Consider the following 26,268-nt stretch of genomic DNA (forward strand, 5'->3'; position numbering starts at 1 on the left):
GTCAGAGCTTGATCCAGGTGGCTTTCAGCTCGGTGTACTTGTCGAAGGCATGCAGCGACTTGTCGCGGCCGTTGCCGGACTGCTTGAAGCCGCCGAAGGGCGCGGTCATGTCGCCGCCGTCGTACTGGTTGATCCACACGCTGCCGGCGCGCAGGGCCTTGCCGATCAGGTGAGCGCGGGACAGATTGCTGGTCCATACCGCTGCGGCCAGGCCATAGATGGTGTCGTTGGCGATGGCGACGGCTTCTTCTTCGCTGTCGAAGGCGATGACCGAGAGCACCGGGCCGAAGATCTCTTCCTTGGCGATGCGCATGGCGTTGCTCACGCCGTCGAAGATGGTCGGCTCGACGTAGGTGCCGCCGGTCTCTTCCAGCACGCGCTTGCCACCGGCCACCAGCTTGGCGCCGTCGTCATGGCCAGCCTGGATGTAGGACAGAACGTTGTTCATCTGGGTGGTATCCACCAGGGCACCGACGTTGGTCGCCGGGTCCAGCGGGTTGCCCGGTTTCCAGGCCTTGATCGCCTCGACCACCATGGGCACGAACGTGTCCTTGATGGAGCGCTCCACCAGCAGGCGCGAACCTGCGGTGCAGACTTCACCCTGGTTGAAGGCGATGGCGCCAGCAGCGGCTTCGGCCGCGGCCTGCAGGTCAGGGGCGTCGGCGAAGACGATGTTCGGGCTCTTGCCGCCGGCTTCCAGCCAGACGCGCTTCATGTTGGATTCGCCGGCGTAGATCATCAGTTGCTTGGCGATCTTGGTGGAGCCGGTGAACACCAGGGTGTCGACATCCATGTGCAGGGCCAGGGCCTTGCCCACGGTGTGGCCGAAGCCCGGCAGTACGTTCAGCACGCCCGCCGGGATACCGGCTTCGATGGCCAGCTGGGCCAGGCGAATGGCGGTCAGCGGCGACTTCTCGGAGGGTTTCAGCACCAGCGAGTTGCCGGTGGACAGCGCCGGGCCGAGTTTCCAGCAGGTCATCAGCAGCGGGAAGTTCCACGGCACGATGGCCGCGACAACGCCTACCGGCTCGCGGGTCACCAGGCCCAGTTCGTTGTGGGGGGTGGCCGCCACTTCGTCGTAGATCTTGTCGATGGCCTCGCCGCTCCAACGGATGGCGCGGGATGCGGACGGGACGTCGACGCTCAGGGAGTCACTGATCGGCTTGCCCATGTCCAGGGTTTCCAGCAGGGCCAGCTCTTCGGCGTGGGCGTCGATCAGGTCGGCGAAACGAATCATCACTTCTTTGCGCTTGACCGGCGCCAGGCGCGACCACACACCGGACTCGAACACGGCGCGGGCATCCTTCACTGCCAGCTCGGCGTCGGCGAGATCGCAGCTGGCGACCTTGCCCAGCAGACGACCATCGACCGGGCTGATGCAATCGAAGGTCTCGCCGGAAACGGCGTTGGTGTATTCGCCATGGATAAAGGCGCGGGTCTCGATCTGCACGGACTTGGCGCGTTGTTCCCAGTCTGCACGGGTCAGGGTGGTCATCGGAGCTTTCCTCTTATTAGAAGAGTGCCGCCAGCTCAGGCATGCACTGTCAAAAATTCTGCAAGGCCGACCTACATCTGGCCATCCTCGCAACCCTAAACCAGGGAGACTGGCCTTTTCAATATATTTTACAGTTGCCGGCCAAACGACCTTGTCATGTTCGTTATATTAAACATAGACTCCGCCAAAATCACTACAACACCTCACCTCGCCTTCCCTGGTGGTCACAATGACAAACGCCGTCGCACCTCAACCGGGCAGAATATCCAACAGCCTGGACGACTTCTGGATGCCCTTCACCGCCAACCGCCAGTTCAAGGCCAAACCGCGCCTGCTGGAAAGTGCCGAAGGGATGTACTTCACCAGCACCGATGGCCACCAGGTCCTTGATGGTACCGCCGGGCTCTGGTGCTGCAACGCCGGTCACGGTCGCCGCGAGATCACCGAGGCGGTGAGCAAGCAGATCGCCAAGCTGGATTTCGCACCGACCTTCCAGATGGGGCATCCCCTGCCCTTCGAGCTGGCAGAACGCCTGGCCGACATCGCCCCCAAAGGTCTCAACAAGGTGTTCTTCACCAACTCCGGTTCGGAGTCGGCGGATACGGCGCTGAAGATCGCCCTCGCCTACCAGCGCGCCATCGGCCAGGGCACCCGCACCCGCCTGATCGGCCGCGAGCTGGGTTACCACGGCGTAGGATTCGGCGGCATTTCGGTGGGTGGCATGGTCAACAACCGCAAGGCGTTCCCCGCCCTGCTGCCTAATATCGATCACCTGCCGCACACCCTGGACATCCAGCGCAATGCCTTCAGCCGCGGCCTGCCGGAGTTCGGCATCGAGAAGGCCGACGAACTGGAACGCCTGGTGACCCTGCATGGCGCCGAGAACATCGCCGCCGTGATCGTCGAGCCCATGTCCGGCTCGGCTGGCGTGATCCTGCCCCCGGTGGGCTACCTGCAGCGGCTGCGTGACATCACCCGCAAGCACGGCATCCTGTTGATCTTCGACGAAGTCATCACCGGCTTCGGCCGCGTCGGCCAAGCCTTCGCCGCCCAGCGCTGGGGCGTCACCCCGGACATCATCACCTGCGCCAAAGGCCTGACCAACGGCGCCATTCCCATGGGCGCAGTGTTCGTCGCCGAGGAGATTTACCAGGCCTTCATGCACGGCCCGGAAAGTGCCATCGAGTTCTTCCACGGCTATACCTACTCCGGCCACCCGGTGGCTTGCGCCGCCGCCCTGGCAACCCTGGACATCTACCAGGGTGAGCGCCTGTTCGAGCGCACCGTCGAGCTAGAGAGCTACTGGCAGGACGCGCTGCTCAGCCTGCGCGACCTGCCCAACGTGATCGACATTCGCGCCGTCGGCCTGGTCGGCGGCGTCCAGCTTGCACCGAGCGCCGAAGGCGTCGGCAAACGCGGCTTCCAGGTATTCGAACAATGCTTCCATGACGGCGTGATGGTGCGCGTCACCGGCGACACCATCGCCATGTCGCCGCCGCTGATCGTGGAAAAGGAACAGATCGACATTCTCGTCGGCAAGCTCGCCGACTCCATCCGCAAGGCCGTCTGAACAAGGACCGCACAATGAACATCCAGCAGATCGTCGACTTCGCCCAGGCCACCACCGCACCGGAGCATTACCGCCCGGCCCCCGAGAAGATCCTCAAGGGCGATCCCGAGCAGAGCGTGCGCAACCACTACGGCAGCCCCTGTGGCCAGTTCAACGTAGGGATCTGGGAAGGCGCCGCCGGCCACTGGACCGTGAGCTACAGCGAGCACGAATACTGCGAGATTCTCCAGGGCGTGTCGGTCATCCGCGATGCGGACGGCAACGCCAAGACCGTGCGGGCCGGCGATCGCTTCGTCATCCCGGCCGGCTTCTCGGGCACCTGGGAGGTGCTCGAGCCTTGCCGCAAGGTCTATGTGATCTTCGAGCAGGCTGCCGGCTAAGCCTGCCCTGCCCTGCCCTGCCCAATGCTTGTCACCCTTCAGCCCGCCATTGGCGGGCTTTTTTATGGGCAAAACCGAAGGGCTGCTTTTTCTCCACAAGGCAAGTCCGTAGCCCGGGACCATCAATCGGCAGAAAATCGCAGACATGAAAAAGCCCGCACTAGGCGGGCTTTCTCGACAAGGGCCGGATCAATTACTTGATCTTGGCTTCCTTGTACATCACATGCTTACGCACGACCGGATCGAATTTCTTGATTTCGATCTTGTCGGGAGTGGTGCGCTTGTTCTTGTCGGTGGTGTAGAAGTGGCCGGTACCGGCACTGGACACCAAACGGATCAGTTCACGCATGATTAGCTCCTTAAACCTTTTCGCCGCGAGCGCGCAGTTCAGACAGAACTACGTCGATGCCGCGCTTGTCGATGACACGCATACCCTTGGCGGAAACGCGCAGACGTACAAAGCGCTTCTCGGACTCGACCCAGAAGCGATGGTGCTGCAGGTTCGGCAGGAAACGACGACGGGTTTTGTTGTTTGCGTGGGAAATGTTGTTCCCAGTAGCCGGACCCTTACCGGTTACTTGACAGACTCTCGACATGACTCAGCCCTCTAAACCACATGCCCAACCCGGCATGGGTTGGCCGCTTGAACTCTCACATTTTTGGGCGCTTGAACGCCCGTCTCGTCGGGGTCTTACCGGCCGCATTGTGACTGCGAAAGACCGGGCCCCCAGAAAAGAGCGCTGCTTTATATCAGAAAGGCCCTAGTGCAGCAAGGGACGTAGCGTTTTACCCACAGGCCCCGAGAAGCCGCAATCATACCCGCGCCGCCGCACCAAGGGGGCTCCGGAGAGGTAACCGCTCGTCGCCCTCGCGCATTGTCCGCCGCCCTGGCTTGGTCTAGGGTAAGGCCTTTGGCCCGCCGCGGGCCCGCCCTCCCATGCAAAGGAGCTTGCCATGCGTTTCGCCGCCCTCCCGCTGCTGTTCGCCCCGCTATTTGCCCAGGCCGCCACATTGAGCGTCTGCACCGAGGCCAGCCCCGAGGGGTTCGACGTGGTGCAGTACAACTCCCTGACCACCACCAATGCCTCGGCCGATGTGCTGATGAACCGACTGGTGGAGTTCGACGCGCAGGCCAGCAAACTGGTGCCGGGGCTGGCTGAACGCTGGGATGTCTCCGCCGATGGACTGACTTACACCTTCCAGCTACGCCAGGGCGTGGCCTTCCATTCGACCGACTACTTCAAGCCGAGCCGCCCGCTGGCGGCTGACGACGTGGTGTTCAGCTTCCAGCGCATGCTCGACCCGGCCAACCCCTGGCACAAGGTTGCGCAAAGCGGGTTCCCCCATGCCCAATCCATGCAACTGCCCGGCCTCATCAAGAGCATCGACAAACTGGATGACCGGCAGGTGCGCTTCACCCTCAACAAGCCGGACTCCACCTTCCTCGCCACCCTGAGCATGGGCTTCGCTTCCATCTATTCGGCCGAATATGCCGACCAGCTGATGAAGGCAGGCACACCCGAGAAGCTCAATGCCCAGCCCATCGGCACCGGCCCGTTCGTCTTCCGTCGCTTCCAGAAGGACGCTGCTGTTCGCTACGCCGCCAACCCCGACTACTTCGGCGGCAAACCGGGCGTCGATGGCCTGGTTTTCGCCATCACCCCCGACGCCAATGTGCGCCTGCAGAAGCTGCGTCGCGGCGAATGCCAGGTCGCCCTGTCGCCCAAACCCCTGGATGTGCAGTCGGCAGCCAGCGACAAGAGCATCAAGGTGATCCAGACCCCCGCGTTCATGACTGCCTTCGTCGGCATCAACAGCCAGCATCCGCCGCTGGACAAGCCCGAAGTCCGCCAGGCGATCAACCTCGCCTTCGACAAGCCGAGCTACATCAAGGCCGTGTTCGAAGGCAGCGCCACCGCAGCCGACGGCCCGTACCCGCCGAACACCTGGAGCTACGCCAAGGACCTGCCGGCTTACCCGCACGACCTGCAGAAAGCCAAGGCCCTGCTTGCCCAGGCGGGCCTGAAGGACGGATTCAAGACCACCATCTGGACCCGCCCCTCCGGCAGCCTGCTCAACCCCAACCCGAGCCTGGGTGCCCAGCTCCTCCAGGCCGACCTGGCCAAGGTGGGCATTCAGGCCGAGATCCGCGTGATCGAGTGGGGCGAGCTGATCCGTCGCGCCAAGGCCGGCGAGCACGACCTGCTGTTCATGGGCTGGGCCGGCGACAACGGCGACCCGGATAACTTCCTCACCCCGCAGTTTTCCTGCGCCTCGGTGCAATCCGGGCTCAACTTCGCACGCTACTGCGACGCCGGGCTCGACAAGCTGATCGCCGACGGCAAGAGCCACACCGACCCGGCCGAGCGCACCAGCCTTTATACAAAGGCACAGCAGATCATCCGCGAGCAGGCACTCTGGCTGCCCCTGGCCCATCCCACGGCCTTCGCCCTGACCCGCTCGAACGTCGAGGGCTATCAGGTCAGCCCCTTCGGCCGCCAGGACTTCTCGAAGGTGAGGCTGAACTAGACCCAGCCCCGTTCGGCCATCGACAGCGGCTCACCATCCCCCACGATGAAGTGGTCAAGCACGCGCACGTCGATCAGCGCCAGCGCCTCCTTGAGACGCCGGGTCAGCTGACGATCGGCTTCGCTGGGCTCGGCGACCCCGGAAGGGTGGTTGTGGCTGAGGATCAGCGCCGCCGCGTTGTGCGCCAGCGAGCGCTTGACCACCTGGCGGGGATAGACGCTGGCGCCATCGATGGTGCCGTGGAACAGCACTTCGAAGGCCAGCACCCGGTGCTTGGCGTCGAGGAACAGGCACGCGAACTGCTCGTGGTGGGAATGGCGCAACTGCGCCTTGAGGAAATCACGCACCGCCTGGGGACTTTCCAGTGCCGAGTCACGGCGCAGCCCCTCGGCCAGGTGGCGACGTGACATTTCCAACACCGCCTGCAGCTGGGCGAACTTGGCCGGCCCGAGGCCCAGGTGCTGGCTGAACTCCTGCAATTCGGCCTCCAGCAATGCGCGCAGGCTACCGAAGTCGCTCAACAGGTGGCGCGCCAGGTCGACGGCGCTGCGGCCAGCCACCCCGGTGCGCAGGAAAATGGCGAGGAGCTCGGCGTCGCTCAAGGCCGCCGCCCCCAGTTCCAGAAGTTTCTCCCGCGGACGCTCCGCCGCGGGCCAATTGCGGATGCTCATGACACCTCCATGGTTGAGCCGCGCCGCTGTTCCAGTGCGGGCGCTGTGCTATCTTAACCCACCTTTTTTGCGCGACGATCGGCCTGGGGAGGCGCCTTCGCCGCAGCACATCTTCAACCTCATAAAGGCAGGCCTATGCAGCGGCTCTATCGGAAACGCATCCTTCTGGGCGTGGGCGGCGGCATTGCCGCCTACAAGAGCGCTGAACTGGTTCGCCGACTGCGCGACCAGGGCGCCGAGGTCCGCGTGGTAATGACCCAGGGCGGCCGCGAGTTCATCACCCCGCTGACCCTCCAGGCCCTCTCCGGGCATCCTGTTCACCTCGAACTGCTCGACTCCGCCGCCGAAGCGGCCATGGGTCATATCGAGCTGGCGCGCTGGGCCGACCTGGTGCTGATCGCGCCGGCCACGGCCGATCTGATGGCACGTCTGGCGCAAGGCATCGCGGATGACCTGCTGACCACCCTGGTGCTCGCCACCGATGCCCCGGTTGCCCTCGCTCCCGCGATGAACCAGGCCATGTGGCGCGATCCGGCCACCCAGGCCAATCTGGAGCTCCTCGCCAAACGCGGACTGCGCCTGTTCGGCCCGGCAGCCGGCAGCCAGGCCTGTGGCGACGTCGGCCTGGGCCGCATGCTCGAAGCCGAGGAACTGGCCCAACATGCTGCCGATTGCTTCGAGCACCGCGCACTCACCGGACGCCATGTGCTGATCACCGCCGGCCCGACCCAGGAAAACATCGACCCGGTGCGCTACATCACCAACCACAGCTCCGGCAAGATGGGCTTCGCCCTCGCCGAGGCTGCCGTTGAAGCCGGCGCCAAGGTGACCCTGATCACCGGCCCGGTTCACCTGCCCACGCCGGATCGGGTCAACCGCATCGACGTCGTCAGCGCCCGCGACATGCTCGCCGCCTGTGAAGCGGCCATGCCCTGCGACCTGTTGATCGCCGCCGCCGCTGTGGCTGATTACCGCCCGGAAGTGGTTGCACAGCACAAAATGAAGAAAGACCCGACCAGTGGCGAGGGCCTGCTACTGCAGCTGGTACGCAACCCCGATATCCTCGCGACGCTCGCCGGTCGCGTCGACCGCCCCTTCAGCGTGGGCTTCGCCGCCGAGACCGAGAACCTGCTCGAGTACGCTTCGCGCAAGCTCAAGGACAAGAACCTCGACCTTATCGTCGCCAATGACGTGGCCAACCCGAGCATTGGCTTCAACAGCGAGGAGAACGCCATCACCGTCATCGACCGTGACCTGGCCCAATCCAGCTTCGCCCAGACCAGCAAGGGCAAGATCGCCCGCCAGCTGATCGCCTTCATCGCCGACCGCCTCAACCAGGCCTGAGACTCCATGCACTCACTGCAAGCCAAGATCCTCGATTCCCGTCTCGGCAGCGAATTCCCGCTGCCGCAATACGCCACCCCAGGCTCCGCCGGCATCGACCTGCGTGCCATGCTCAAGGAAGAAGTCGTCCTCGAGCCGGGCCAGACCATCCTCATTCCCACCGGCCTGTCGATCCACATCGCCGACCCGAGCCTGGCCGCGCTGGTTCTGCCGCGTTCGGGCCTTGGCCACAAGCACGGCGTGGTCCTCGGGAACCTCGTGGGTCTGATCGACTCCGACTATCAGGGCGAGCTGATGGTGTCCTGCTGGAACCGCGGCCAGACCGCCTTCCGCATCGCCATTGGCGAACGTATCGCCCAACTGGTACTGGTGCCCGTGGTCCAGGCGCACTTCGAACTGGTCGACGAGTTCCACGAAAGCGAACGTGGTGCCGGCGGGTTCGGTCACACTGGCAGCCACTGACAGAACCACACCAGGACGAACCGCCCAGGAGACGTTCAGTGAAACTCTTCAAGCGCAGCAGCAAGGACGCCGCCACCAATGGAGCGGCCATCCGGCCGGCCGACTCCCGGGCCGTTCGCAAGGGCTCTGACGACCTGCTCCCCGGTGCGCTCGCCGCCCTCACGGGTGTCGCCGCAGCCGGTGCGCTGCTCTGGTTTGGTGTCCTCGGCCCTGCCGAGCAGGCCCGGATCGACCAGCTCGGCCAGGCCTGGGGCGGTAGTCAGGCCGCTACCCTGCGCCAGGCCATCGCCCAACTGCAGGCCGATACCAGTGCCGCCGCCCATGACCCCAGCCTGATCACCGCCCTCACCGGTGGCGACGCTGGCCAGTTGTTGGCGGCCGAACGTGGACTGGGTTATCGCGACGGCGTGGTCGATGCCCACCTCAACTTGCCCGGGCAGGCCCAGCAGAACACCCAGCGTGCCGCGCCGATGAACTTCGCTGCGCTCGACATGCTGCGGCGCCTGGAAAGTGGCCAGCAACCCAGCCCGGAAGCCTACAAGGTGGGAGAGCGCTGGCTGGTCTACAGCGCCGCGCCGCTGCGCCTGAATGAGCAGAGCGTCTCCCAGGGCACCCTGCTGATGGTGTTCGACCTGGATCGACTGCTGCGCAGCCTGCCGTCGGTATCGGCGGATATCGGCCAGTTGCAGCTGACCCAGCAATTCAGCAATGCCCCGATCCAGGTCCTCGCCCAGCGCGGCCAGGCTGGCGGCGCTGCACCCATCGCCCTGGACAGTGGCAATCCGAACTGGAAGCTCAGCTTCACGCCCGGCCAGGCCCTGACCCAGACCAACTTCTCGCCCCTGCTGCTGGCCCTGGCCGCCCTGCTCGCTCTTGGCGGTGCAGTGCTCGGTCTGAAACTCAGCCAGGGCGCCCTGCAACGCAAGTTGCGCGACGACGCCCAGCAGCTCAATCAACTATTGCAAGAACTCTCCAACGGCAAGAGCGTCAAAGCCTTCAGTCTGCGCCTGCCGGCGCTGGACAGCCTGGCCCAGGCGCTAGCCCGCCAACCCAGGCGCAAACCCGAGCCGGCGCCGGACAATGGCCTGGTCCAGGCGCAGGCCGGCAACCATGTTGCCCCGGCATCCGCCCGACCGACCGAATCGGCCGACCCGCTTTTCCAAGATACCGACATTCTCGATATCGACATCCTCGACGAAGACCAGGACCTCCTGGGATTGGAGCAAGCCCCCGCCATGACCAGCATCGAACAGATCGCTCCCCCCCTGCCCGCCAGCATTTTCCGCGCCTATGACATCCGCGGCGTGGTCGGCGATACCCTCACCACAGAAACCGCCTACTGGGTAGGTCGCGCCATCGGCTCCGAGAGCCTGGCTCGCGGCGAACCCTGCGTTTCGGTCGGCCGCGACGGTCGCCTGTCCGGCCCCGAGCTGGTCCAGGCGCTGATCCAGGGCCTGATGGATTGCGGCTGCCAGGTCACCGACGTCGGCATGGTGCCGACTCCGGCGCTCTACTACGCCGCCAACGTCCTGGCTGGCAAATCCGGCGTGATGCTCACCGGCAGCCACAACCCGCCGGACTACAACGGCTTCAAGATCATGGTCGCCGGCGAAACCCTGGCCAACGAACAGATCACCGCCCTGCACACCCGCATCCAGAACAACGACCTGGCCAGCGGCGTCGGCAGCATTGAAGCGGTCGACGTGCTGGACCGCTACTTCCGCGAAATCCGCGACGACATCGCCCTGGCCAAGCCCATGAAAGTGGTAGTGGACTGCGGCAACGGCGTCGCCGGCGTGATCGCCCCGCAGCTGATCGAAGCCCTGGGCTGCACCGTGATCCCGCTCTTCTGCGACGTTGACGGCACCTTCCCGAACCACCATCCGGACCCGGGCAAGCCGGAGAACCTGGAAGACCTGATCGCCAAGGTGCAAGAAGAGAAGGCCGACCTGGGCCTGGCCTTCGACGGCGACGGCGACCGTGTCGGCGTGGTGACCAACGAAGGCACCATCATCTACCCGGACCGCCTGCTGATGCTGTTCGCCAAGGACGTGGTATCGCGCAACCCGGGCGCCGACATCATCTTCGACGTCAAATGCACCCGCCGCCTGACCTCCCTCATCAGCGGCTACGGCGGCCGCCCGGTGATGTGGAAGACCGGTCACTCGCTGATCAAGAAGAAGATGAAGGAAACCGGCGCCCTGCTGGCTGGCGAAATGAGCGGCCACATCTTCTTCAAGGAGCGCTGGTACGGCTTCGACGACGGCATCTACAGCGCTGCGCGCCTGCTGGAAATCCTCAGCCAGGACAAGCGTGATGCCGAACATGTGTTCTCGGCCTTCCCGAAAGACGTCTCCACTCCGGAAATCAACATCACCGTCACCGACGAGACCAAGTTCCAACTGATCGAGCGCCTGCAGCGCGAGGCCAATTGGGGCGAAGCCAACCTCACTACCCTCGATGGCGTGCGCGTCGATTATCCGAAGGGCTGGGGCCTGTGCCGCGCCTCCAACACGACTCCCGTGCTGGTGCTGCGCTTCGAGGCCGACACCGAGGAAGAGCTGGAGCGCATCAAGCAGGTGTTCCGCAGCCAGCTCACCCTCATCGCCCCTGAACTCAACCTGCCGTTCTGATCCGTTTCACTGGAGCCCAGCATGACCCTCAGCCTTGACGCTGCTTCCCACGTCGCCCAGGTCCTGTCCGAAGCGCTGCCCTATATCCGCCGCTTCGTCGGCAAGACCCTGGTGGTCAAGTACGGCGGCAACGCCATGGAAAGCGACGAGCTGAAGGCCAGCTTCGCCCGCGACGTAGTGCTGATGAAGGCGGTCGGCATCAACCCCGTGGTGGTGCACGGCGGCGGCCCGCAGATCGGTGACCTGCTCAAGCGCCTGTCCATCGAAAGCCACTTCGTCGACGGCATGCGCGTGACCGACGCGCAGACCATGGATGTGGTGGAAATGGTCCTCGGCGGCCAGGTGAACAAGGACATCGTCAACCTGATCAACCGCCACGGCGGCAGCGCCATCGGCCTGACCGGCAAGGACGCTGAGCTGATTCGCGCGAAGAAGCTCACCGTCACCCGCCAGACCCCGGAGATGACCCAGCCGGAAATCATCGACATCGGCCACGTGGGCGAGGTCGCCAGCGTCAATACCGACCTGCTGAACATGCTGGTGAAGGGCGACTTCATTCCGGTGATCGCCCCGATCGGTGTCGGCGCCAATGGCGAGTCGTACAACATCAACGCCGACCTGGTGGCCGGCAAGGTGGCCGAGGCGCTGAAGGCCGAGAAGCTGATGCTGCTGACCAACATCGCCGGCCTGATGGACAAGCAGGGCCAGGTCCTCACCGGCCTGTCCACCGAGCAGGTCAACGACCTGATCGCCGATGGCACCATCTACGGCGGCATGCTGCCGAAGATCCGCTGCGCCCTGGATGCGGTGCAGGGCGGCGTGAATGCCGCGCACATCATCGACGGTCGCGTGCCCCATGCGGTACTGCTGGAGATCTTCACCGACAGCGGTGTCGGCACCCTGATCACCAACCGCAAGCGTCACTGAGCGGAGCGAAACCCAGACAGGCCGGAGTGATCCGGCCTGTTCTTTTTCAAGGAGCAGAAATGGCCAAGCTGTCCCGTGAGAGTTTCAGTTTCTTCCACCCCCTGCGTGTGCGCTGGGCCGAAGTCGACCCGCAAGGCATCGTCTTCAATGGCAACTACCTGACCTACGCCGACGTCGCCATCACCGAGTATTTCCGAAGCGTGGAAGTCGCCTACCCGGCCGACCTGCTGAAGGATGGCGGCGACTTTTTCGCGGTGAAGACGCTGCTCGAATACCTGGCGCCGGCGCGCTTCGACGACCTGCTGGATATCGGCGTGCGGGTCAGCCGCCTGGGTGGCGCGAGCATGGCCTTCGAACTGGGAATCTGGCGTGGAAACGAACAGCTCACCTCGGGCGAGGTGGTCTACGTGCATGCCGACGCCGGCAATCGCAAGAGCCTGCGCTTGCCGGACTGGCTGAGGGAAAGGGTGCGGGGTTTCGAGCGAGTCGCACCGGCCAACTGAGCCGCGTCAGCGAACTCCGCCGAGCAATTCGGCCAGCCGTGCACGATCGGCAGCGAATGCGGCCTTGGCCGACTCGCGGCTCTTCTCGTAGCGGGCGATATCCGTATCAAGGCCTTTCTGCTGGTCGCGCAGGTTGTTGATCTGCTCCACCAAGTGGGCCGGCACTTCACGTCCGGCCCGCTCGCTTTCCGCGGCCTGGCTCTGCAGGTTGGACTGCTGGGTGCGCAGCGACTGCTGGTTGCCCCGAGCAACGCCGATCATCCCATCCAGCTCGGCGAGCTTGCGTCCCAGGGCGCGGTCGACGTCCTCGACGCTGGTGTAGAGACGCAGCAACTGGGCATCGGAACTGGCGCGGGCCTTGGCGTCGAGCTGACGCTGCATTTCCTCACGGCTCGGCGCAGGCGGGATCACGCGAATGACCCGGCCCTGCTCGTTGAGCACTTCATAGCCCTTGCCGATGTATTCCGGCGGAACGCCCTGACGATCCAGGACGGTCACGCCTTTGTCATCGACGTAGCGATACAGCTCGGCCGCGCCGGCCAGCGCCGGCAGCAGCAGAACCAACGCCAGGCTGTGGCGGAATGCAGGCGACTTCAGCATGAGGACTCCCGGCCCCGAATGGTCAGATACCGAAGTTGGTGCGATAGGTTTCCACGGCTGGCAGGTGCTTCTTCAGCTCCGCGTCACCGGCCAGGTACTCCAGTACCTGCTCCAGGGATACGATGCTGATGACCGGCATGCCGAAGTCGCGCTCTACTTCCTGTATAGCCGAGAGTTCGCCCTGACCGCGTTCCTGGCGATTCAGTGCGATCAGCACACCGGCTGCCTGGGCGTCCTGGGCCTGGATGATCTGCATGACTTCGCGGATCGCCGTGCCGGCGGTAATCACGTCATCGATGATCAGCACGCGACCGGAAAGGGGGGCGCCGACCAGGGTGCCGCCTTCGCCATGATCCTTGGCTTCCTTGCGATTGAAGCACCACGGGGTGTCGATCTGGTGATGCTCGGCCAGCGCCACGGCAGTAGCCGCAGCCAGCGGAATGCCCTTGTAGGCCGGGCCGAACAGCACATCGAAAGGAATGCCGCTGTCGACCACCGCAGCCGCATAGAATCGGCCGAGCTGGGCAAGCGCCAGGCCGCTGTTGAACAGGCCGGCGTTGAAGAAGTAAGGGCTGGTACGACCAGATTTGAGAGTGAACTCACCGAAACGCAGAACTCCGCGCTCGATGGCAAAGCGAATGAAATCGCGCTGATACGCCTGCATGAAAAGCCTCGGACGGCACGGATTTAGCTAAATAGAAAGAGCTCGGGTATCATACACGCACGTGTTTTTGGGGGCCATTTATGCGGATCATCAGTGTGAACGTGAATGGTATTCAAGCGGCAGCCGAGCGAGGTCTCCTCAGCTGGCTGCAAGCTCAGAATGCCGACGTGATCTGCCTGCAAGACACCCGTGCCTCCGCCTTCGACCTGGACGACCCTGCCTTCCAACTGGATGGTTATTTCCTCTATGCCGGCGATGCCGAAGTGCCAGCCCAAGGTGGCGTGGCGCTCTATTCGCGGTTGCAACCCAAGGCGGTTATCTGGGGACTCGGTTTCGAGTCCTGCGATCGGTACGGACGCTACCTGCAGGCAGATTTCGACAAAGTGAGCATCGCCACCCTGCTGCTGCCATCCGGGCAAGGCGGGGACGAGAACCTGAACCACAAGTTCAAGTTCATGGACGACCTCACCCATTACCTCAACAAGCAGCGCCGCAAGCGTCGCGAGTACATCTACTGCGGCTCGCTGTACGTCGCTCATCAGAAGCTGGATGTGAAGAACTGGCGCGATTGCCAGCAGATCCCCGGCTTCCTCGCGCCCGAGCGTGCGTGGATGGACGAGGTGTTCGGCAACATGGGTTATGTCGATGCCCTGCGCGAGGTCAGCCGCGAAGGTGACCAGTTCAGCTGGTGGCCGGACAGCGAACAGGCCGAGATGCTCAACCTCGGCTGGCGCTTCGATTACCAGGTGCTGACCCCGGGCCTGCGTCGTTTCGTGCGCAGCGCCAAGCTGCCGCGCCAACCGCGCTTCTCGCAGCATGCGCCGCTGATCGTTGATTACGACTGGCTGCTGAGCGTGTGATCCAGACAGAAAAAAGCCGGCTTTCGAGCCGGCTTTTTCTTGTCCGCGATTCGGCCTATTTCACCAGGCGCCAGCAGAAGGGGTAGCGATACGCCTGACCTTCGTTGGCCTTGATCCCGGCGATGATGGTCAGCACCAGCGCACCGATACTCACCAGGCCGAGCAGCGGGAAGCCGATCACCACCAGCATCAGCAGGAAGCACAGCACAACGGCCAGTGCCACGGTGATCTGGAAGTTCAGCGCTTCCTTGCCCTGGGCGTCGACGAAAGGATCGAGGTCCTTCTTGATCTGCCAGACGATCAGGGGCCCCAGCAGGTTGCCGAAGGGAAACACGAGGCCGAGGAAGGCGGAGAAATGGCAGAACATCGCCCATTGCCGTACTTCCCGGTTCGGCTCCTGATACTGAGTAGGTTCGTCCATTCCCACGTCTCCTCGTGCGGATTTGCTGTCAGTCGGCCAGCGCGGCGCGCTGCAGCTCGAACAGCTCGTTCAGGCCCTTGCGCGCCAGGTCGAGCATGGCGGTCAGCTCTTCCGGCTGGAACGGAGCACCTTCGGCGGTGCCCTGGACTTCGATGAAGCCGCCGGCATCGGTCATGACCACGTTGAGGTCGGTCTCGGCGGCAGCGTCTTCCAGGTAATCCAGGTCCAGCACCGGCTCGCCCTGGTAGATGCCCACGGATACGGCGGCGACCATCTGCTTCAGCGGGTCGCCTTTCAGTGCGCCGCGCTTCTTCAGCACCTTCAGCGCATCGACCAGGGCCACCATGGCACCGGTGATGGAGGCGGTGCGGGTGCCACCGTCGGCCTGGATCACATCGCAATCCAGATAGATGGTGTTCTCGCCCAGCTTGGTCATGTCCAGCGCGGCGCGCAGCGAGCGGCCGATCAGACGCTGGATCTCCAGGGTGCGGCCACCCTGCTTGCCACGGCTGGCCTCGCGCTGGTTACGCTCGCCGGTAGCGCGCGGCAGCATGCCGTACTCGGCGGTCAGCCAACCCTGGCCCTGGCCCTTGAGGAAGCGCGGCACGCCGGACTCGACGCTGGCCGTGCAGATCACCTTGGTATCCCCGAACTCCACCAGCACCGAGCCTTCGGCGTGCTTGGTGTAGTTGCGGGTGATGCGGATCGGACGCAGCTGTTCGGCCGCGCGGCCACTGGGACGTTTCATTCGGGCTTACCTGTTCGGGAGAAATCTGCCCGCCATTATAGAGGCCCTCGGGCATGGGCGACATCGCCGCGTTGGGAGGCACAGGCCGCCTGGGCTACAATCCCCTCCTTTGATCGTCGAAACCGAGAGGAAACCCCATGGTGCACAGCATGACCGCCTTCGCCCGCGTTGAACGGGCCGGCTCCCACGGCACCCTGAGCTGGGAACTGCGCTCGGTCAATCACCGTTACCTCGAACCCCATCTGCGCCTGCCGGAAGCCTTCCGAGACCTCGAAGGGCCGGTTCGCGATGCCCTGCGCCAGGGCTTGTCGCGCGGCAAGGTGGAATGCACCCTGCGCCTGGCCGAAGAGAGCGCCGGCAAGCCGCTGCAGGTCGACCGCGAACGTGCCGGCCAGCTGATCAAGGCTGCCGAAAGCGTCGCCGCGCTGATCCAGCAACCCGCTCCGCTCAACCCTCTGGAAGTCCTCGCCTGGCCGGGCGTTCTGGTCGCCGATGCCGCGGACCCGCAGGCGCTCAACACTGCCGCCATGGAAGCGTTCGCCAACGCGCTCGATGAGCTGAAGAAAGGCCGTGCCCGCGAAGGGGCCGAGCTGGCTCGCTTGCTCAATGACCGCTTGGACGCCATGCAGGAAGACGTCACTGCGCTGCGCGCCCTGGTCCCGCAGATGCTCGCCGCCCAACGGCAGAAGATCCTCGACCGTTTCGCCGAGATGAAAGCCGAGCTCGATCCGCAACGATTGGAGCAGGAGCTGGTCCTACTGGCACAGAAGAGCGACGTCGCCGAAGAGCTGGACCGCCTCGGCACCCACATCAGCGAAGTCCGCCGCGTGCTCAAGGCTGGCGGTGCGGCAGGCCGCCGTCTGGATTTCCTGATGCAGGAACTCAACCGCGAAGCCAACACCCTGGGCTCCAAGGCCTTCGACCCGCGCAGCACCCAGGCTGCGGTCAACCTCAAGGTGTTGATCGAGCAGATGCGCGAACAAGTCCAGAATATCGAGTAAGAGACTGCCCCCATGACCGCCACTCCCGGCACCCTATACATCGTTTCCGCCCCCTCCGGCGCCGGCAAGACCAGCCTGGTCAAGGCGCTGATCGACGCCGAGCCCAACATCCGCGTTTCGGTTTCCCACACCACCCGCGGCATGCGTCCGGGCGAGGTAGACAGCGTCAACTACAACTTCGTGAGCCGCGAAGAGTTCGTGCAGATGCTCGAGCACGGCGACTTCCTGGAGCACGCTGAAGTCTTCGGCAACCTCTACGGCACGTCCCAGCGCTGGGTTCAGCAGACGCTGGCCGAAGGCCATGACCTGATCCTCGAGATCGACTGGCAAGGCGCCCAGCAGGTCCGTCGCCTGATGCCCCAGGCCAAGTCCATATTCATCCTGCCGCCGAGCCAGGAAGCCCTGCGCCAGCGCCTCGACAACCGCGGCCAGGACAGCGAAGAGATCATCGAGCGCCGCATGCGCGAGGCGGTCAGCGAGATGAGCCATTACGTCGAGTACGACTACCTGGTGATCAACGACGACTTCGCCACTGCCCTGGAAGACCTCAAGGCCATCTTCCGCGCGAACCAGCTGCGCCACGACTCGCAACAGGTCCGCCACGGCGCCCTGCTGGCCCGCCTGCTCGACTAGCCGCACGCGTCTCTATCGCCGCCATAGCTGGCTCCCGCACCTGCCTTGAGCCACACTCCACCCGCAAAGCGCCGAAAATCGGCGCTTCCCTAATTGCTGGCGATTTTTTAGACTATCCAGTCCGCTCGCCCAATTGGGCAAAGCATCAGCCATTCATTTCGTGCTACGAGGAACACCATGGCCCGCGTTACCGTTGAAGATTGCCTGGACAACGTCGATAACCGCTTCGAGCTGGTCATGCTCGCCACCAAGCGTTCCCGTCAGCTGGCCACCGGCGGCAAAGAGCCGAAGGTAGCCTGGGAAAACGACAAGCCGACCGTAGTCGCCCTGCGCGAAATCGCTGCCGGCCTGGTCGACTATGAAGTCGTCGCCCAGGAAGACATCGTTGAAGAAGAGCCGCTGTTTGCCGCATTCGAGGACGAGGCCAACGAGGCCCTCTGATTCCATGCCTGGTCGACGTCGCACGGCGCAGGGTAACCAAGGCCGGCAAGGAGAAATATCTTGCCGAGCATAGACGCCCTTGCCGAACGACTTTCGACCTACCTCGGCGCCGACCAGGTCAACCTGGTGCGCCGAGCCTACTTCTATGCCGAGCAGGCCCACGACGGCCAGCGCCGTCGCAGCGGTGAAGCCTACGTCACCCACCCGCTCGCCGTAGCCAGTATCCTCGCCGACATGCACATGGACCATCAGAGCCTGATGGCCGCGATGCTGCATGACGTGATCGAGGACACCGGCATCGCCAAGGAAGCCCTTTGCGCGCAATTCGGCGAGACCGTCGCCGAGCTGGTGGATGGGGTCAGCAAGCTGACCCAGATGAATTTCGAGTCCAAGGCCGAAGCCCAGGCCGAGAACTTCCAGAAGATGGCCATGGCCATGGCGCGCGACATCCGCGTGATCCTGGTCAAGCTGGCCGACCGCCTGCACAACATGCGCACGCTGGAAGTGCTATCCGGTGAGAAGCGCCGGCGCATCGCCAAGGAAACCCTGGAAATCTACGCCCCCATCGCCAACCGGCTGGGCATGCACAGCATGCGCGTGGAATTCGAGGACCTCGGCTTCAAGGCCATGCACCCGATGCGCTCGGAGCGTATTCGCGCCGCTGTGCGCCGCGCCCGCGGCAACCGCAAGGAAATCGTCAACAAGATCGAGGAATCGGTGACCAACTGCCTGCGCCGCGAAGGCATGGAAGGCGAAGTCATCGGTCGCGAGAAGCACCTCTACAGCATCTACAAGAAGATGCGCGGCAAGCGCCGGGCGTTCAATGAAATCATGGACGTCTACGCCTTCCGGATCATCGTCGACAAGGTCGACACCTGCTACCGCGTGCTCGGCGCCGTGCACAACCTGTACAAGCCGCTGCCGGGCCGCTTCAAGGACTACATCGCGATTCCCAAGGCCAACGGCTACCAGTCGTTGCATACCACCCTGTTCGGCATGCATGGCGTGCCCATCGAAATCCAGATCCGCACCCGCGAAATGGAAGAGATGGCCAACAACGGCATCGCCGCGCACTGGCTGTACAAGTCCACCGAGGACGACCAGCCCAAGGGCACCCATGCCCGGGCTCGCCAGTGGGTCAAGGGCATCCTGGAACTGCAGCAACGCGCCGGTAACTCGCTGGAGTTCATCGAGAGCGTGAAGATCGACCTCTTCCCCGACGAGGTCTACGTGTTCACGCCCAAGGGTCGCATCATGGAGCTGCCAAAAGGCTCCACAGCAGTCGACTTCGCCTACGCGGTGCACACCGACGTCGGCAACACCTGCATCGCCTGCCGTATCAACCGCCGCCTGGCGCCCCTCTCGGAGCCGCTGCAGAGCGGTGAAACCGTGGAAATCGTCACGGCACCCGGCGCGCGGCCGAACCCCGCCTGGCTCAACTTCGTCGTGACCGGCAAGGCGCGCACCCATATTCGCCACGCCCTCAAGCAGCAGCGCCGCTCCGAATCCATCAGCCTCGGCGAGCGCCTGCTGAACAAGGCCCTGGCCGGCTTCGAAAGCCATCTGGACAAGATCAGCCCCGAGCGCATCCAGGCCGTCCTCGGCGAGTACCGCCTGGACGTGATCGAAGACCTGCTGGAAGACGTCGGCCTCGGCAACCGCATGGCCTATGTAGTCGCCCGTCGCCTGCTGGCCAGCGACGGTGAGCAGTTGCCGAACCCCGAAGGTCCGCTGGCCATCCGCGGCACCGAGGGCCTGGTGCTGAGCTATGCCAAGTGCTGCACGCCGATTCCGGGCGACCCCATCGTCGGCCACCTTTCCGCTGGCAAGGGCATGGTGGTGCACCTGGAAAACTGCAAGAACATCAGCGAAATCCGGCACAACCCGGAGAAATGCATCCAGCTGTCGTGGGCCAAGGACGTTGCCGGCGAGTTCAACGTCGAGCTGCGCGTCGAGCTGGAGCACCAGCGCGGCCTGATCGCCCTGCTGGCCAGCAGCGTCAATGCCGCCGACGGCAATATCGAGAAGATCAGCATGGACGAGCGCGATGGTCGCATCAGCGTGGTCCAGCTGGTGGTCAGCGTGCACGACCGTGTGCACCTGGCGCGAGTGATCAAGAAGCTGCGCGCGCTCAAAGGGGTGATCCGTATCACCCGCGTGCGGGCGTAGCTGATCCCAAGAGCCCCAAGGAGTTCTCATGAGCAAGACCGTCATCAGCAGCGACAAGGCACCTGCCGCCATCGGCACTTACTCTCAGGCCATCAAGGCCGGCAACACCGTCTACATGTCCGGCCAGATCCCGCTGGACCCGAAAACCATGGAACTGGTCGAAGGCTTCGAAGCCCAGACCGTTCAGGTGTTCGAAAACCTGAAGGCCGTGGCCGAAGCCGCTGGCGGCTCCTTCAAGGACATCGTCAAACTGAACATCTTCCTGACCGACCTGTCCCACTTCGCCAAGGTCAACGAAGTCATGGGCCGCTACTTCGAACAGCCCTACCCGGCTCGCGCAGCCATCGGCGTTGCCGCCCTGCCGCGTGGTTCCCAGGTGGAAATGGACGCCATCCTGGTCCTCGAATAAGTGCCTCCCTGCCACGGGCCGTCCGGCCCGTGGCTATCGTTCCGGAAGGAATCCGTCATGCGTCACACCCTCCCCCTGCTGCTCTGCGCGGCCATTCTTGGCGGCTGCTCCAGCGCCCCGTCTGACCCCAGCGGCATCTGGATCAACCAGGCAGCCATCAATGCCGCAGCCAAAGAAGGCAAGCTGCGCGAGTCTCTGCTCGCCTACGGCCCGAACCTGGAGTGGCAGATCGACCAGAAGACAGGCGAAGCCCACTACAGCAATGGTTTCGAGCTGGGCGAAGGACGCCTCGCAGCCCAGGAAGATGGCGCCTGGCGAGTGGATTTCTACGGCGACTACCACGAAGAGCTCGAAGTGGACGGCCCGGAACTGGTGCAGAAAGCCAGCGAAAACCTCCCCGAGCAACGCTTCGTCCACCCGGACAAGTCTCCCGTAGACGGCGCACCGCCCGGCAGTGCATTCGAGCACGCGCTCTACACCGCCTACCTCGGTGGCACCTGGACAATCGTCGACGGCCAGGGCCAGGGCGGTGTGGTCAAGTTCAACCCCGATGGCAGCCTCGAAGGCTTCCCGGGCGCTGATCGCTATGCACTCTGCCTCGCTGGTGATTGCGCAGCCATGAGTGGCGAGAACGACAGCATCTGGCTGCAGAACGGCAACCAGGGCGCGGCATGGATCTTCGTCCACGACGGTGATGAGCTGGAAATCCTCGAAGCGCGTAACGGCGCGCATATCGACGAGATGCCCGAATACTCCCCCGGCAAGCGCGCCTGGCTGCTGGAGCGTGACTGAGCCTCTCCCGCAGATAACGTAGGAGCGAGCTCTGCTCGCGAAGCTCCCTACCGAGCCAATCGCGAGCAGAGCTCGCTCCTACACCCCTGCCACCAGCCATACCCCCAGCGCCAGCAGCAACGCACCGCAAAGCCTATCCAGCACCCTGACCCGCAATTGCAGCCAGTCGCGCCAGCGCGGATGGCCCAGCAACCGCACAAGGGCCATGTCCCAGACCAGCACCACCAGGGTCATCCAGCCCATGCTGAAGGCCAGGCCCCAGGCAGGCATGGACGCCGCGCGCAGCACTCCGAACAGTCCGGCATAAAAGATCGGCAGCTTGGGGTTCAGGCTGCTGGCCAGCAGGCCTTCGACGAATCCGCTCCGCCAACGCCCTTGCTCCCGGGCATCACCTTCCGGCAGCGCCAGGTCCCGCTGCGCTAGCAGCGCCCTGCTACCGATCCAGACGAAATAGCCTCCCCCTGCCAATTGCAGCAACTGCCAGACCGGCCCACCTGATTCGGGCAACAGGCTCAGCGCCAGCAACACCACCAGCATCGACAAGAGGTTGGCCAGGGCGATCCCGGCCGCTACGCCGTCGGCATGGCGCAATCCCTTGACCAGCCCGGCGCGGAGCAGCAGGAAGAAATCCGGACCTGGCGACAGCAGCGCGGCGAAATGAGTACTGGCGACCAACAGGAACAACGCGAGCATGGCTTTCGGACCTCCGTGAAATACGGCGGTCAGTGTCGAGGCGCTTTGGTCAGGTGGTCTTGGAGAAAACTCAGAGTCTGATCACGGTTTCGCGAGCTAGAGCCATGCAAGGCAAAAGGAGGCGAGGAAGCGGAGTTTACGAGTTGTAAATGAGCATTCCGACCGGGCTGGCGCTCCAGCCTGCTTTTAACGCGGCAGGGCCGACGCGCAGCAAATCGTGAGCGGGCTCTCAGGTGCGTGCAGCGCGGCGGAAGTGCCCCGGCGTCACGCCGGTGAAGCGCTTGAAGGTGCCGGAGAAATGCGCCTGATCGTAGAAGCCGAGGCTTAGCGCCACGTCCAGCGGTGGCTGCCCAACCAGCAACAGGCGCTTGGCCTCGCGTACCCGCCGCTGCAGCAGGTAGGTGTGCGGCGGCACGCCGTAGGCGCGGCGGAAGGCGTCGATCAGGTGACGCGGATGCCGCTGCACCAGCCCGGCCAAGTGTTCGAGGCTTACAGCATCGGCGTAGTGAGCCTCCAGATAGTCGCGCAGGAAACGCGTCACGCCACCATCCCGGGATGCGGGTGCCGCTGCACGCAGGCCGCCGTGACGGACGAACGCCCGTTCCAGCACGTCCAGCAATTCGCTCTCCAGCGCCAGCGCATCGCCGCGTTCGAACTCCGCCGCCAGGCGAGCCAGACCGGCCGCTACCTGCCCGTCATCGACCGGATTCAGCTCGCGGAACCCATCAGGCAAGCGCTTGCGCCCTAGCAGAGCGGGCAGGCGCGACTCTTCGACATAGAGCATGCGATAGATCAGCCGCTCGGACTCGGCATGTCCGGTATGGGGCTCCTCGGGGTTCATCAGCGACAGCGTGCCCGCCGGCAGCGCATGGCGTTCGCCCCGACACTGATAACCGCCTACGCCCTGCAGGATGGCGCCGATGGCGAAGGCGTCGTGGCTGTGGCGACCAAAGGGCTGTCCGGAAAAATCCGCATGAAACAGTTCCACCCCCGGTAGCCAGGGGCGCGCCAGCATGCGGTTGGCGTCCACGTTCAGGCGTCGCCGAGGATCGCCGCGTAGCCTTCGCGGTAGCTCGGGTAACGCGGAGCCCAGCCCAGGGCTCGGGCACGGGCGTTGCTGCAGCGCTTGCTTCCGGAGCGGCGCACAGTCGATTCGTCGGCCCACTCGGTGACGCCCATCTGCTGGCGCAACCAGCCGACCACCTCGTGCAGCGGCGCCGGCGCATCGTCGACACCGATGTAGCAATCGTCCAGCGCCACGCCGTCGGCATCAGCCTTGAGCAGGTGTGCCAGCAAGCCAGCGCAGTCGTCGACATGGATACGATTGGCATAGAGGGGCGGCTCGCTGACCACGCGATAGCCCATGCGCACCTGCTTGAGCAGCCATTCGCGGCCAGGCCCGTAGATGCCGGTCAGGCGCACGCAGGTAGCGGGAAGACTGCTTTGCAGGACCAGGCGCTCGGCTTCCAGCATCACCTGGCCGGAGAAACCTTCGGCCTCGGCAGGGGATGTCTCGTCGATCCACTCGCCGTCTCGCTGGCCATAGACCCCACTGCTGGAGACGAACAGGACGCGCCGTGGTACCTGTCCATGCTGGGCCAGCCAGGCAAGCACGTGGCGCAGGCCTTCGACGTAGGCCGAGCGGTAGCCCGCCTCATCGTGCTGATTGGCCGCCGCGCTGTAGACCAGGTAGTCCAGCGACCCCTGGGGCCAGTCTGGCGGGCACTCGGCACGCTCCAGGTCGCCGGCTACCGGCAGAACGCCCGTTGGCAAGGCCGACACCTGGCGCCGAAGCCCATGGACCGTCCAGCCGGCCTGCACCATTTCGGTGGCCAGGCGGCTGCCAACATCGCCGCAGCCGGCAATCAGGAGGGAAGCGGACATCGAGAGAACTCCGAAAAAGTCATCAGGATAGGGCCACGGCAGACAATCGCCAATCGCTCGCGCCGAGCCATTGAATCGCCAAACGGCAGTGGTATCGATACATAGTCACTTTTACAAACAAGAATTACTTGCAATAATGCAAGCCCTTCGGTCCAGGCTGATACCCCAATGCCGATGGACGAAACCGCTTTCATTCCTTCAGGTCCGGCCAGCATGAAACCCAACGCTCGCAACGTACAGCCCAACATTGCCTCTCGCCCGCCACGCCTGCTGGCGGCCCTGCTGATCAGCATGATGCTGGTGCCCGGCGCCTCCTTCGCCGAGGAGCCGACCGCCCAGAGCGCTCCGGCCACCGCCAGCCAGCCCGCCACTGCTCCGGCTAATGCCGCCACCCCGGCTGCGAACGGCAGCGCAGTACCGGCCGATGCTGCCGCACTGGACCCGAATGCCATTCCGACCGACCCGCTGGCCGCCGAGGCTGAAGGCGAGCTGATGCTGGCCCACGACCTGTCTCCCTGGGGCATGTACCAGAACGCCGATATCGTGGTGAAGGCCGTGATGATCGGCCTGGCCCTGGCCTCTGTCCTGACCTGGACCGTATGGATCGCCAAGGGCTTCGAGCTGGTCGCCGCCAAGCGCCGCCTGCGCCGCGAACTGGGCACCCTGAAATCCGCTCGCACCCTGATCGAGGCTGGCGAGAAGGTCAGCAACGGCAGCTGCGTCTCCCACCAACTGGTGCAGGACGCCCAGGAAGAGGTGAAGCTCTCCGCCAACACCCGTGAGAAAGAAGGCATCAAGGAACGCGTCAGCTTCCGCCTCGAGCGCCTGGTCGCCGCCAGCGGTCGCCAGATGAGCCAGGGCACCGGCGTGCTCGCCACCATCGGTTCCACCGCGCCCTTCGTCGGCCTGTTCGGCACCGTCTGGGGCATCATGAACAGCTTCATCGGCATCGCCAAATCCCAGACCACCAACCTCGCGGTGGTCGCCCCCGGCATCGCCGAAGCCCTGCTGGCCACCGCCCTGGGCCTGGTCGCCGCGATCCCGGCCGTGGTCATCTACAACGTCTTCGCCCGCTCCATCGCCGGCTACAAGGCGCAGGTGTCCGATGCTTCGGCCCAGGTCCTGCTGCTGGTCAGCCGCGACCTCGACCACCAGCCGGCCGACCGTGGCCAGTCTCCTCAAATGGCGAAAGTAGGCTGAGTCATGGGAATCCATCTGAACGATGGTGGCGATGATCTCCAGGAAACCCACGAGATCAACGTCACCCCCTTCATCGACGTAATGCTGGTGCTGCTCATCATCTTCATGGTGGCGGCCCCCCTGGCGACGGTCGACATCAAGGTCGACCTGCCCGCCTCCACCGCCAAGCCCGCGCCCAGGCCGGACAAGCCGATCTACCTGAGCATCAAGGAAGACAAGAGCCTGTACCTGGACAACGAGCAGGTCTCCGAGGAGCAACTGGCTGGCGTACTGGACAAGCTGACCAAGGCCGACAAGGAAAAGACCATCTTCGTGCGCGGCGACAAGATCGTCGAATACGGTCGCCTGATGGAAGTCATGGATGCCCTGCGCAACGCCGGCTATCTGAAGATCGGCCTGGTTGGACTCGAGACGGTCGGGACTAAATGAGCCAAGGCAAACGCAAGCTGTCGCAATGGGGCGTCAGCCTGGTGGTCGTGCTCGGCCTGCACATCGGCCTCGGCCTCTGGGCGCTCTACTGGCGCCCCCACGCCGAGCCGATCGAGCTGCCGCCCGCCGCCATGATGGTGGAGCTGGAGCCATTACCGGCCCCCGCGCCCTTGCCGGCACCACCGCCGCCGCCCCAGGTCGAGCCAGAACCCGAACCGCTGCCCAAGCTGGTGGAAGTGCCGAAGCCGAAGATCGCCATCGCGCCCAAGCCGAAACCCAAGCCCAAGCCGCCGAAGCCGAAACCGCCGGAACCCAAGCCTGAGAAGCCGCAGGAAACCGAGAGCGTGAAGGAAGCCGTCGCCGCGCCGACCACAGCTCCGAGCGACACCAAGCCCGCTGCCCAGCAGCAGGCCGCTTCCAGCGCACCGTCGGACGCCAAGCCGACCTGGCAGAGCAAGCTGCTCGCGCACCTGGCGCGCTACAAGCGTTACCCGGACGACGCCCGCCGCCGCGGCTTCGAAGGGGTCAACCGCCTGCGCTTCGTGGTCGATGGTGAAGGCAAGGTGATCTCCTACACCCTGGTCGGCAAGTCCGGCAGCGCCTCGCTGGACCGCGCCACTTTGGAGATGATCCGGCGCGCCCAGCCGCTACCGCCGCCCCCGCCGGAGCTGCTCAACAACGGCTCCCTCGAAGTGGTCGCACCCTTCGTCTACTCGCTGGACCGCCGCTGACTTCCGAGCGCCTGCGCACCTCGCGCAGGCGCTTGGTTCCATTGACTCCAGCCGCTATGCTTGCCGGACCTCAATGGAT

General features: G+C 64.4%; 29 protein-coding genes. 18 read left to right on the forward strand and 11 right to left on the reverse strand.

Annotated features, from left to right (window positions below; translation table 11 throughout):
• Position 1: 1 nt before the first annotated feature.
• Positions 2 to 1,495: an aldehyde dehydrogenase gene (locus E8E95_RS15915; RefSeq protein WP_280351763.1), complete on the reverse strand. Its 1,494-nt coding sequence runs from the start codon at positions 1,493 to 1,495 to the stop codon at positions 2 to 4.
• A 229-nt stretch (positions 1,496 to 1,724) separates the two neighbouring features.
• Here E8E95_RS15915 and E8E95_RS15920 point away from each other — a divergent pair, with 229 nt between their 5' ends.
• Positions 1,725 to 3,065: an aspartate aminotransferase family protein gene (locus E8E95_RS15920; protein WP_280351766.1), complete on the forward strand. Its 1,341-nt coding sequence runs from the start codon at positions 1,725 to 1,727 to the stop codon at positions 3,063 to 3,065.
• A gap of 14 nt (positions 3,066 to 3,079) precedes the next feature.
• Positions 3,080 to 3,445, forward strand: coding sequence for a cupin domain-containing protein (locus E8E95_RS15925; RefSeq protein WP_280351768.1), 366 nt, complete (start codon positions 3,080 to 3,082; stop codon positions 3,443 to 3,445).
• 193 nt (positions 3,446 to 3,638) lie between these two features.
• Here E8E95_RS15925 and rpmG read toward each other — a convergent pair whose 3' ends face one another.
• Both rpmG and rpmB read right to left on the reverse strand, forming a co-directional pair.
• On the reverse strand, positions 3,639 to 3,794 hold the full coding sequence (gene rpmG / locus E8E95_RS15930) for a 50S ribosomal protein L33 (RefSeq protein ID WP_003464575.1): 156 nt from the start codon (positions 3,792 to 3,794) through the stop codon (positions 3,639 to 3,641).
• A gap of 10 nt (positions 3,795 to 3,804) precedes the next feature.
• Positions 3,805 to 4,041: a 50S ribosomal protein L28 gene (gene rpmB, locus E8E95_RS15935; RefSeq protein WP_077525540.1), complete on the reverse strand. Its 237-nt coding sequence runs from the start codon at positions 4,039 to 4,041 to the stop codon at positions 3,805 to 3,807.
• 358 nt (positions 4,042 to 4,399) lie between these two features.
• Here rpmB and E8E95_RS15940 point away from each other — a divergent pair, with 358 nt between their 5' ends.
• Positions 4,400 to 5,974: an ABC transporter substrate-binding protein gene (locus E8E95_RS15940; RefSeq protein WP_280351770.1), complete on the forward strand. Its 1,575-nt coding sequence runs from the start codon at positions 4,400 to 4,402 to the stop codon at positions 5,972 to 5,974.
• Here E8E95_RS15940 and radC read toward each other — a convergent pair.
• Positions 5,971 to 6,645 carry a DNA repair protein RadC gene (gene radC, locus E8E95_RS15945; protein ID WP_280351772.1) on the reverse strand — a complete coding sequence of 225 codons (675 nt, stop codon included), beginning with the start codon at positions 6,643 to 6,645 and terminating at the stop codon, positions 5,971 to 5,973. The two genes, E8E95_RS15940 and radC, sit on opposite strands and share 4 nt — an antisense overlap.
• Positions 6,646 to 6,780: 135 nt before the next feature.
• Here radC and coaBC point away from each other — a divergent pair, with 135 nt between their 5' ends.
• The 5 genes from coaBC (at position 6,781) to E8E95_RS15970 (ending at position 12,514) form a co-directional block, all read left to right on the forward strand.
• Positions 6,781 to 7,989: a bifunctional phosphopantothenoylcysteine decarboxylase/phosphopantothenate--cysteine ligase CoaBC gene (gene coaBC, locus E8E95_RS15950; RefSeq protein WP_280351774.1), complete on the forward strand. Its 1,209-nt coding sequence runs from the start codon at positions 6,781 to 6,783 to the stop codon at positions 7,987 to 7,989.
• 6 nt (positions 7,990 to 7,995) lie between these two features.
• Positions 7,996 to 8,451 (forward strand): dUTP diphosphatase, encoded by a 456-nt coding sequence (gene dut / locus E8E95_RS15955; RefSeq protein ID WP_280351776.1) that lies wholly within the window; start codon positions 7,996 to 7,998, stop codon positions 8,449 to 8,451.
• An 89-nt stretch (positions 8,452 to 8,540) separates the two neighbouring features.
• Positions 8,541 to 11,084, forward strand: coding sequence for a phosphomannomutase/phosphoglucomutase (locus E8E95_RS30545; protein WP_348532580.1), 2,544 nt, complete (start codon positions 8,541 to 8,543; stop codon positions 11,082 to 11,084).
• A gap of 21 nt (positions 11,085 to 11,105) precedes the next feature.
• Complete coding sequence (gene argB, locus E8E95_RS15965; protein WP_028626893.1) at positions 11,106 to 12,011, forward strand: acetylglutamate kinase; 906 nt, start codon at positions 11,106 to 11,108, stop codon at positions 12,009 to 12,011.
• A 59-nt stretch (positions 12,012 to 12,070) separates the two neighbouring features.
• Positions 12,071 to 12,514, forward strand: a complete 444-nt coding sequence (locus E8E95_RS15970; protein WP_280351778.1) for a thioesterase family protein — start codon at positions 12,071 to 12,073, stop codon at positions 12,512 to 12,514.
• 6 nt (positions 12,515 to 12,520) lie between these two features.
• On the opposite strand, the gene E8E95_RS15975 is transcribed toward E8E95_RS15970, so the two are convergent.
• Positions 12,521 to 13,114: a DUF4124 domain-containing protein gene (locus tag E8E95_RS15975; protein ID WP_280351780.1), complete on the reverse strand. Its 594-nt coding sequence runs from the start codon at positions 13,112 to 13,114 to the stop codon at positions 12,521 to 12,523.
• Positions 13,115 to 13,136: 22 nt separating this feature from the next.
• Positions 13,137 to 13,778, reverse strand: coding sequence for an orotate phosphoribosyltransferase (gene pyrE, locus E8E95_RS15980; RefSeq protein ID WP_280351782.1), 642 nt, complete (start codon positions 13,776 to 13,778; stop codon positions 13,137 to 13,139).
• Positions 13,779 to 13,858: 80 nt separating this feature from the next.
• On the opposite strand from pyrE, the gene E8E95_RS15985 reads away from it, so the two are divergent.
• The gene (locus tag E8E95_RS15985) at positions 13,859 to 14,638 is read left to right on the forward strand and encodes an exodeoxyribonuclease III (protein ID WP_069086259.1); all 780 of its coding nucleotides are present in this window, start codon (positions 13,859 to 13,861) and stop codon (positions 14,636 to 14,638) included.
• A 55-nt stretch (positions 14,639 to 14,693) separates the two neighbouring features.
• Here the strand turns inward: E8E95_RS15985 and E8E95_RS15990 are convergent, their stop codons facing one another.
• Positions 14,694 to 15,059 (reverse strand): DUF4870 domain-containing protein, encoded by a 366-nt coding sequence (locus E8E95_RS15990; protein ID WP_028626898.1) that lies wholly within the window; start codon positions 15,057 to 15,059, stop codon positions 14,694 to 14,696.
• Between the two features lie 28 nt (positions 15,060 to 15,087).
• A complete protein-coding gene (rph, locus tag E8E95_RS15995) occupies positions 15,088 to 15,807 on the reverse strand; it encodes a ribonuclease PH (RefSeq protein WP_179061337.1) in 720 nt (239 codons plus the stop codon).
• A gap of 137 nt (positions 15,808 to 15,944) precedes the next feature.
• Here rph and E8E95_RS16000 point away from each other — a divergent pair, with 137 nt between their 5' ends.
• The 6 genes from E8E95_RS16000 to E8E95_RS16025 all read left to right on the forward strand — a co-directional run bounded on the left by E8E95_RS16000 (position 15,945) and on the right by E8E95_RS16025 (position 21,252).
• Positions 15,945 to 16,808 carry a YicC/YloC family endoribonuclease gene (locus tag E8E95_RS16000; RefSeq protein WP_280351788.1) on the forward strand — a complete coding sequence of 288 codons (864 nt, stop codon included), beginning with the start codon at positions 15,945 to 15,947 and terminating at the stop codon, positions 16,806 to 16,808.
• A 12-nt stretch (positions 16,809 to 16,820) separates the two neighbouring features.
• On the forward strand, positions 16,821 to 17,441 hold the full coding sequence (gmk, locus tag E8E95_RS16005) for a guanylate kinase (RefSeq protein WP_077524921.1): 621 nt from the start codon (positions 16,821 to 16,823) through the stop codon (positions 17,439 to 17,441).
• Positions 17,442 to 17,618: 177 nt separating this feature from the next.
• A complete protein-coding gene (gene rpoZ / locus E8E95_RS16010) occupies positions 17,619 to 17,882 on the forward strand; it encodes a DNA-directed RNA polymerase subunit omega (RefSeq protein ID WP_120653931.1) in 264 nt (87 codons plus the stop codon).
• A 60-nt stretch (positions 17,883 to 17,942) separates the two neighbouring features.
• Entirely contained in the window at positions 17,943 to 20,051 is a 2,109-nt protein-coding gene (gene spoT, locus E8E95_RS16015) for a bifunctional GTP diphosphokinase/guanosine-3',5'-bis pyrophosphate 3'-pyrophosphohydrolase (protein WP_179061340.1), read from the forward strand.
• Between the two features lie 28 nt (positions 20,052 to 20,079).
• Positions 20,080 to 20,460, forward strand: coding sequence for a RidA family protein (locus tag E8E95_RS16020; RefSeq protein WP_077524919.1), 381 nt, complete (start codon positions 20,080 to 20,082; stop codon positions 20,458 to 20,460).
• Between the two features lie 57 nt (positions 20,461 to 20,517).
• Entirely contained in the window at positions 20,518 to 21,252 is a 735-nt protein-coding gene (locus tag E8E95_RS16025) for a hypothetical protein (RefSeq protein ID WP_280351793.1), read from the forward strand.
• Positions 21,253 to 21,330: 78 nt separating this feature from the next.
• On the opposite strand, the gene E8E95_RS16030 is transcribed toward E8E95_RS16025, so the two are convergent.
• From E8E95_RS16030 to E8E95_RS16040, 3 genes are all read right to left on the reverse strand, one after another.
• Entirely contained in the window at positions 21,331 to 21,945 is a 615-nt protein-coding gene (locus E8E95_RS16030) for a LysE family translocator (protein WP_280351795.1), read from the reverse strand.
• A gap of 229 nt (positions 21,946 to 22,174) precedes the next feature.
• A complete protein-coding gene (locus E8E95_RS16035) occupies positions 22,175 to 22,975 on the reverse strand; it encodes an AraC family transcriptional regulator (protein ID WP_280351797.1) in 801 nt (266 codons plus the stop codon).
• 2 nt (positions 22,976 to 22,977) lie between these two features.
• The gene (locus E8E95_RS16040; protein ID WP_280351799.1) at positions 22,978 to 23,829 is read right to left on the reverse strand and encodes an SDR family oxidoreductase; all 852 of its coding nucleotides are present in this window, start codon (positions 23,827 to 23,829) and stop codon (positions 22,978 to 22,980) included.
• Between the two features lie 213 nt (positions 23,830 to 24,042).
• Here E8E95_RS16040 and exbB point away from each other — a divergent pair, with 213 nt between their 5' ends.
• Genes exbB through E8E95_RS16055 form a run of 3 tightly spaced genes read left to right on the forward strand, consistent with a single transcriptional unit; the run spans position 24,043 to position 26,189 of the window.
• On the forward strand, positions 24,043 to 25,029 hold the full coding sequence (exbB, locus tag E8E95_RS16045) for a tonB-system energizer ExbB (RefSeq protein WP_280351801.1): 987 nt from the start codon (positions 24,043 to 24,045) through the stop codon (positions 25,027 to 25,029).
• A gap of 3 nt (positions 25,030 to 25,032) precedes the next feature.
• Positions 25,033 to 25,458, forward strand: coding sequence for a TonB system transport protein ExbD (exbD, locus tag E8E95_RS16050; protein ID WP_280351803.1), 426 nt, complete (start codon positions 25,033 to 25,035; stop codon positions 25,456 to 25,458).
• Entirely contained in the window at positions 25,455 to 26,189 is a 735-nt protein-coding gene (locus tag E8E95_RS16055) for a TonB family protein (RefSeq protein ID WP_280351805.1), read from the forward strand. The genes exbD and E8E95_RS16055 overlap by 4 nt, the downstream gene beginning before the upstream one ends.
• The last annotated feature ends 79 nt before the right edge of the window (positions 26,190 to 26,268 follow it).

Source organism: Pseudomonas sp. BN414 (assembly GCF_029871275.1).
Taxonomy (GTDB): Bacteria; Pseudomonadota; Gammaproteobacteria; order Pseudomonadales; family Pseudomonadaceae; genus Metapseudomonas; species Metapseudomonas resinovorans_C.

Excerpts from the sequence above, each read along its gene's own strand:
- E8E95_RS15970 (WP_280351778.1), top strand. The coding sequence starts at position 12,071 with ATGGCCAAGCTGTCCCGTGAGAGTTTCAGTTTCTTCCACCCCCTGCGT.
- rpmG (WP_003464575.1), bottom strand. The coding sequence starts at position 3,794 with ATGCGTGAACTGATCCGTTTGGTGTCCAGTGCCGGTACCGGCCACTTC.
- exbB (WP_280351801.1), top strand. The coding sequence starts at position 24,043 with ATGAAACCCAACGCTCGCAACGTACAGCCCAACATTGCCTCTCGCCCG.
- E8E95_RS15920 (WP_280351766.1), top strand. The coding sequence starts at position 1,725 with ATGACAAACGCCGTCGCACCTCAACCGGGCAGAATATCCAACAGCCTG.
- E8E95_RS16055 (WP_280351805.1), top strand. The coding sequence starts at position 25,455 with ATGAGCCAAGGCAAACGCAAGCTGTCGCAATGGGGCGTCAGCCTGGTG.
- E8E95_RS15975 (WP_280351780.1), bottom strand. The coding sequence starts at position 13,114 with ATGCTGAAGTCGCCTGCATTCCGCCACAGCCTGGCGTTGGTTCTGCTG.
- E8E95_RS15990 (WP_028626898.1), bottom strand. The coding sequence starts at position 15,059 with ATGGACGAACCTACTCAGTATCAGGAGCCGAACCGGGAAGTACGGCAA.
- rph (WP_179061337.1), bottom strand. The coding sequence starts at position 15,807 with ATGAAACGTCCCAGTGGCCGCGCGGCCGAACAGCTGCGTCCGATCCGC.
- rpmB (WP_077525540.1), bottom strand. The coding sequence starts at position 4,041 with ATGTCGAGAGTCTGTCAAGTAACCGGTAAGGGTCCGGCTACTGGGAAC.
- E8E95_RS15985 (WP_069086259.1), top strand. The coding sequence starts at position 13,859 with ATGCGGATCATCAGTGTGAACGTGAATGGTATTCAAGCGGCAGCCGAG.
- E8E95_RS16030 (WP_280351795.1), bottom strand. The coding sequence starts at position 21,945 with ATGCTCGCGTTGTTCCTGTTGGTCGCCAGTACTCATTTCGCCGCGCTG.
- coaBC (WP_280351774.1), top strand. The coding sequence starts at position 6,781 with ATGCAGCGGCTCTATCGGAAACGCATCCTTCTGGGCGTGGGCGGCGGC.
- rpoZ (WP_120653931.1), top strand. The coding sequence starts at position 17,619 with ATGGCCCGCGTTACCGTTGAAGATTGCCTGGACAACGTCGATAACCGC.
- E8E95_RS16020 (WP_077524919.1), top strand. The coding sequence starts at position 20,080 with ATGAGCAAGACCGTCATCAGCAGCGACAAGGCACCTGCCGCCATCGGC.
- E8E95_RS16000 (WP_280351788.1), top strand. The coding sequence starts at position 15,945 with ATGGTGCACAGCATGACCGCCTTCGCCCGCGTTGAACGGGCCGGCTCC.
- dut (WP_280351776.1), top strand. The coding sequence starts at position 7,996 with ATGCACTCACTGCAAGCCAAGATCCTCGATTCCCGTCTCGGCAGCGAA.
- radC (WP_280351772.1), bottom strand. The coding sequence starts at position 6,645 with ATGAGCATCCGCAATTGGCCCGCGGCGGAGCGTCCGCGGGAGAAACTT.
- pyrE (WP_280351782.1), bottom strand. The coding sequence starts at position 13,778 with ATGCAGGCGTATCAGCGCGATTTCATTCGCTTTGCCATCGAGCGCGGA.
- E8E95_RS16025 (WP_280351793.1), top strand. The coding sequence starts at position 20,518 with ATGCGTCACACCCTCCCCCTGCTGCTCTGCGCGGCCATTCTTGGCGGC.
- argB (WP_028626893.1), top strand. The coding sequence starts at position 11,106 with ATGACCCTCAGCCTTGACGCTGCTTCCCACGTCGCCCAGGTCCTGTCC.
- E8E95_RS15915 (WP_280351763.1), bottom strand. The coding sequence starts at position 1,495 with ATGACCACCCTGACCCGTGCAGACTGGGAACAACGCGCCAAGTCCGTG.
- E8E95_RS15925 (WP_280351768.1), top strand. The coding sequence starts at position 3,080 with ATGAACATCCAGCAGATCGTCGACTTCGCCCAGGCCACCACCGCACCG.
- E8E95_RS15940 (WP_280351770.1), top strand. The coding sequence starts at position 4,400 with ATGCGTTTCGCCGCCCTCCCGCTGCTGTTCGCCCCGCTATTTGCCCAG.
- exbD (WP_280351803.1), top strand. The coding sequence starts at position 25,033 with ATGGGAATCCATCTGAACGATGGTGGCGATGATCTCCAGGAAACCCAC.
- gmk (WP_077524921.1), top strand. The coding sequence starts at position 16,821 with ATGACCGCCACTCCCGGCACCCTATACATCGTTTCCGCCCCCTCCGGC.
- E8E95_RS16040 (WP_280351799.1), bottom strand. The coding sequence starts at position 23,829 with ATGTCCGCTTCCCTCCTGATTGCCGGCTGCGGCGATGTTGGCAGCCGC.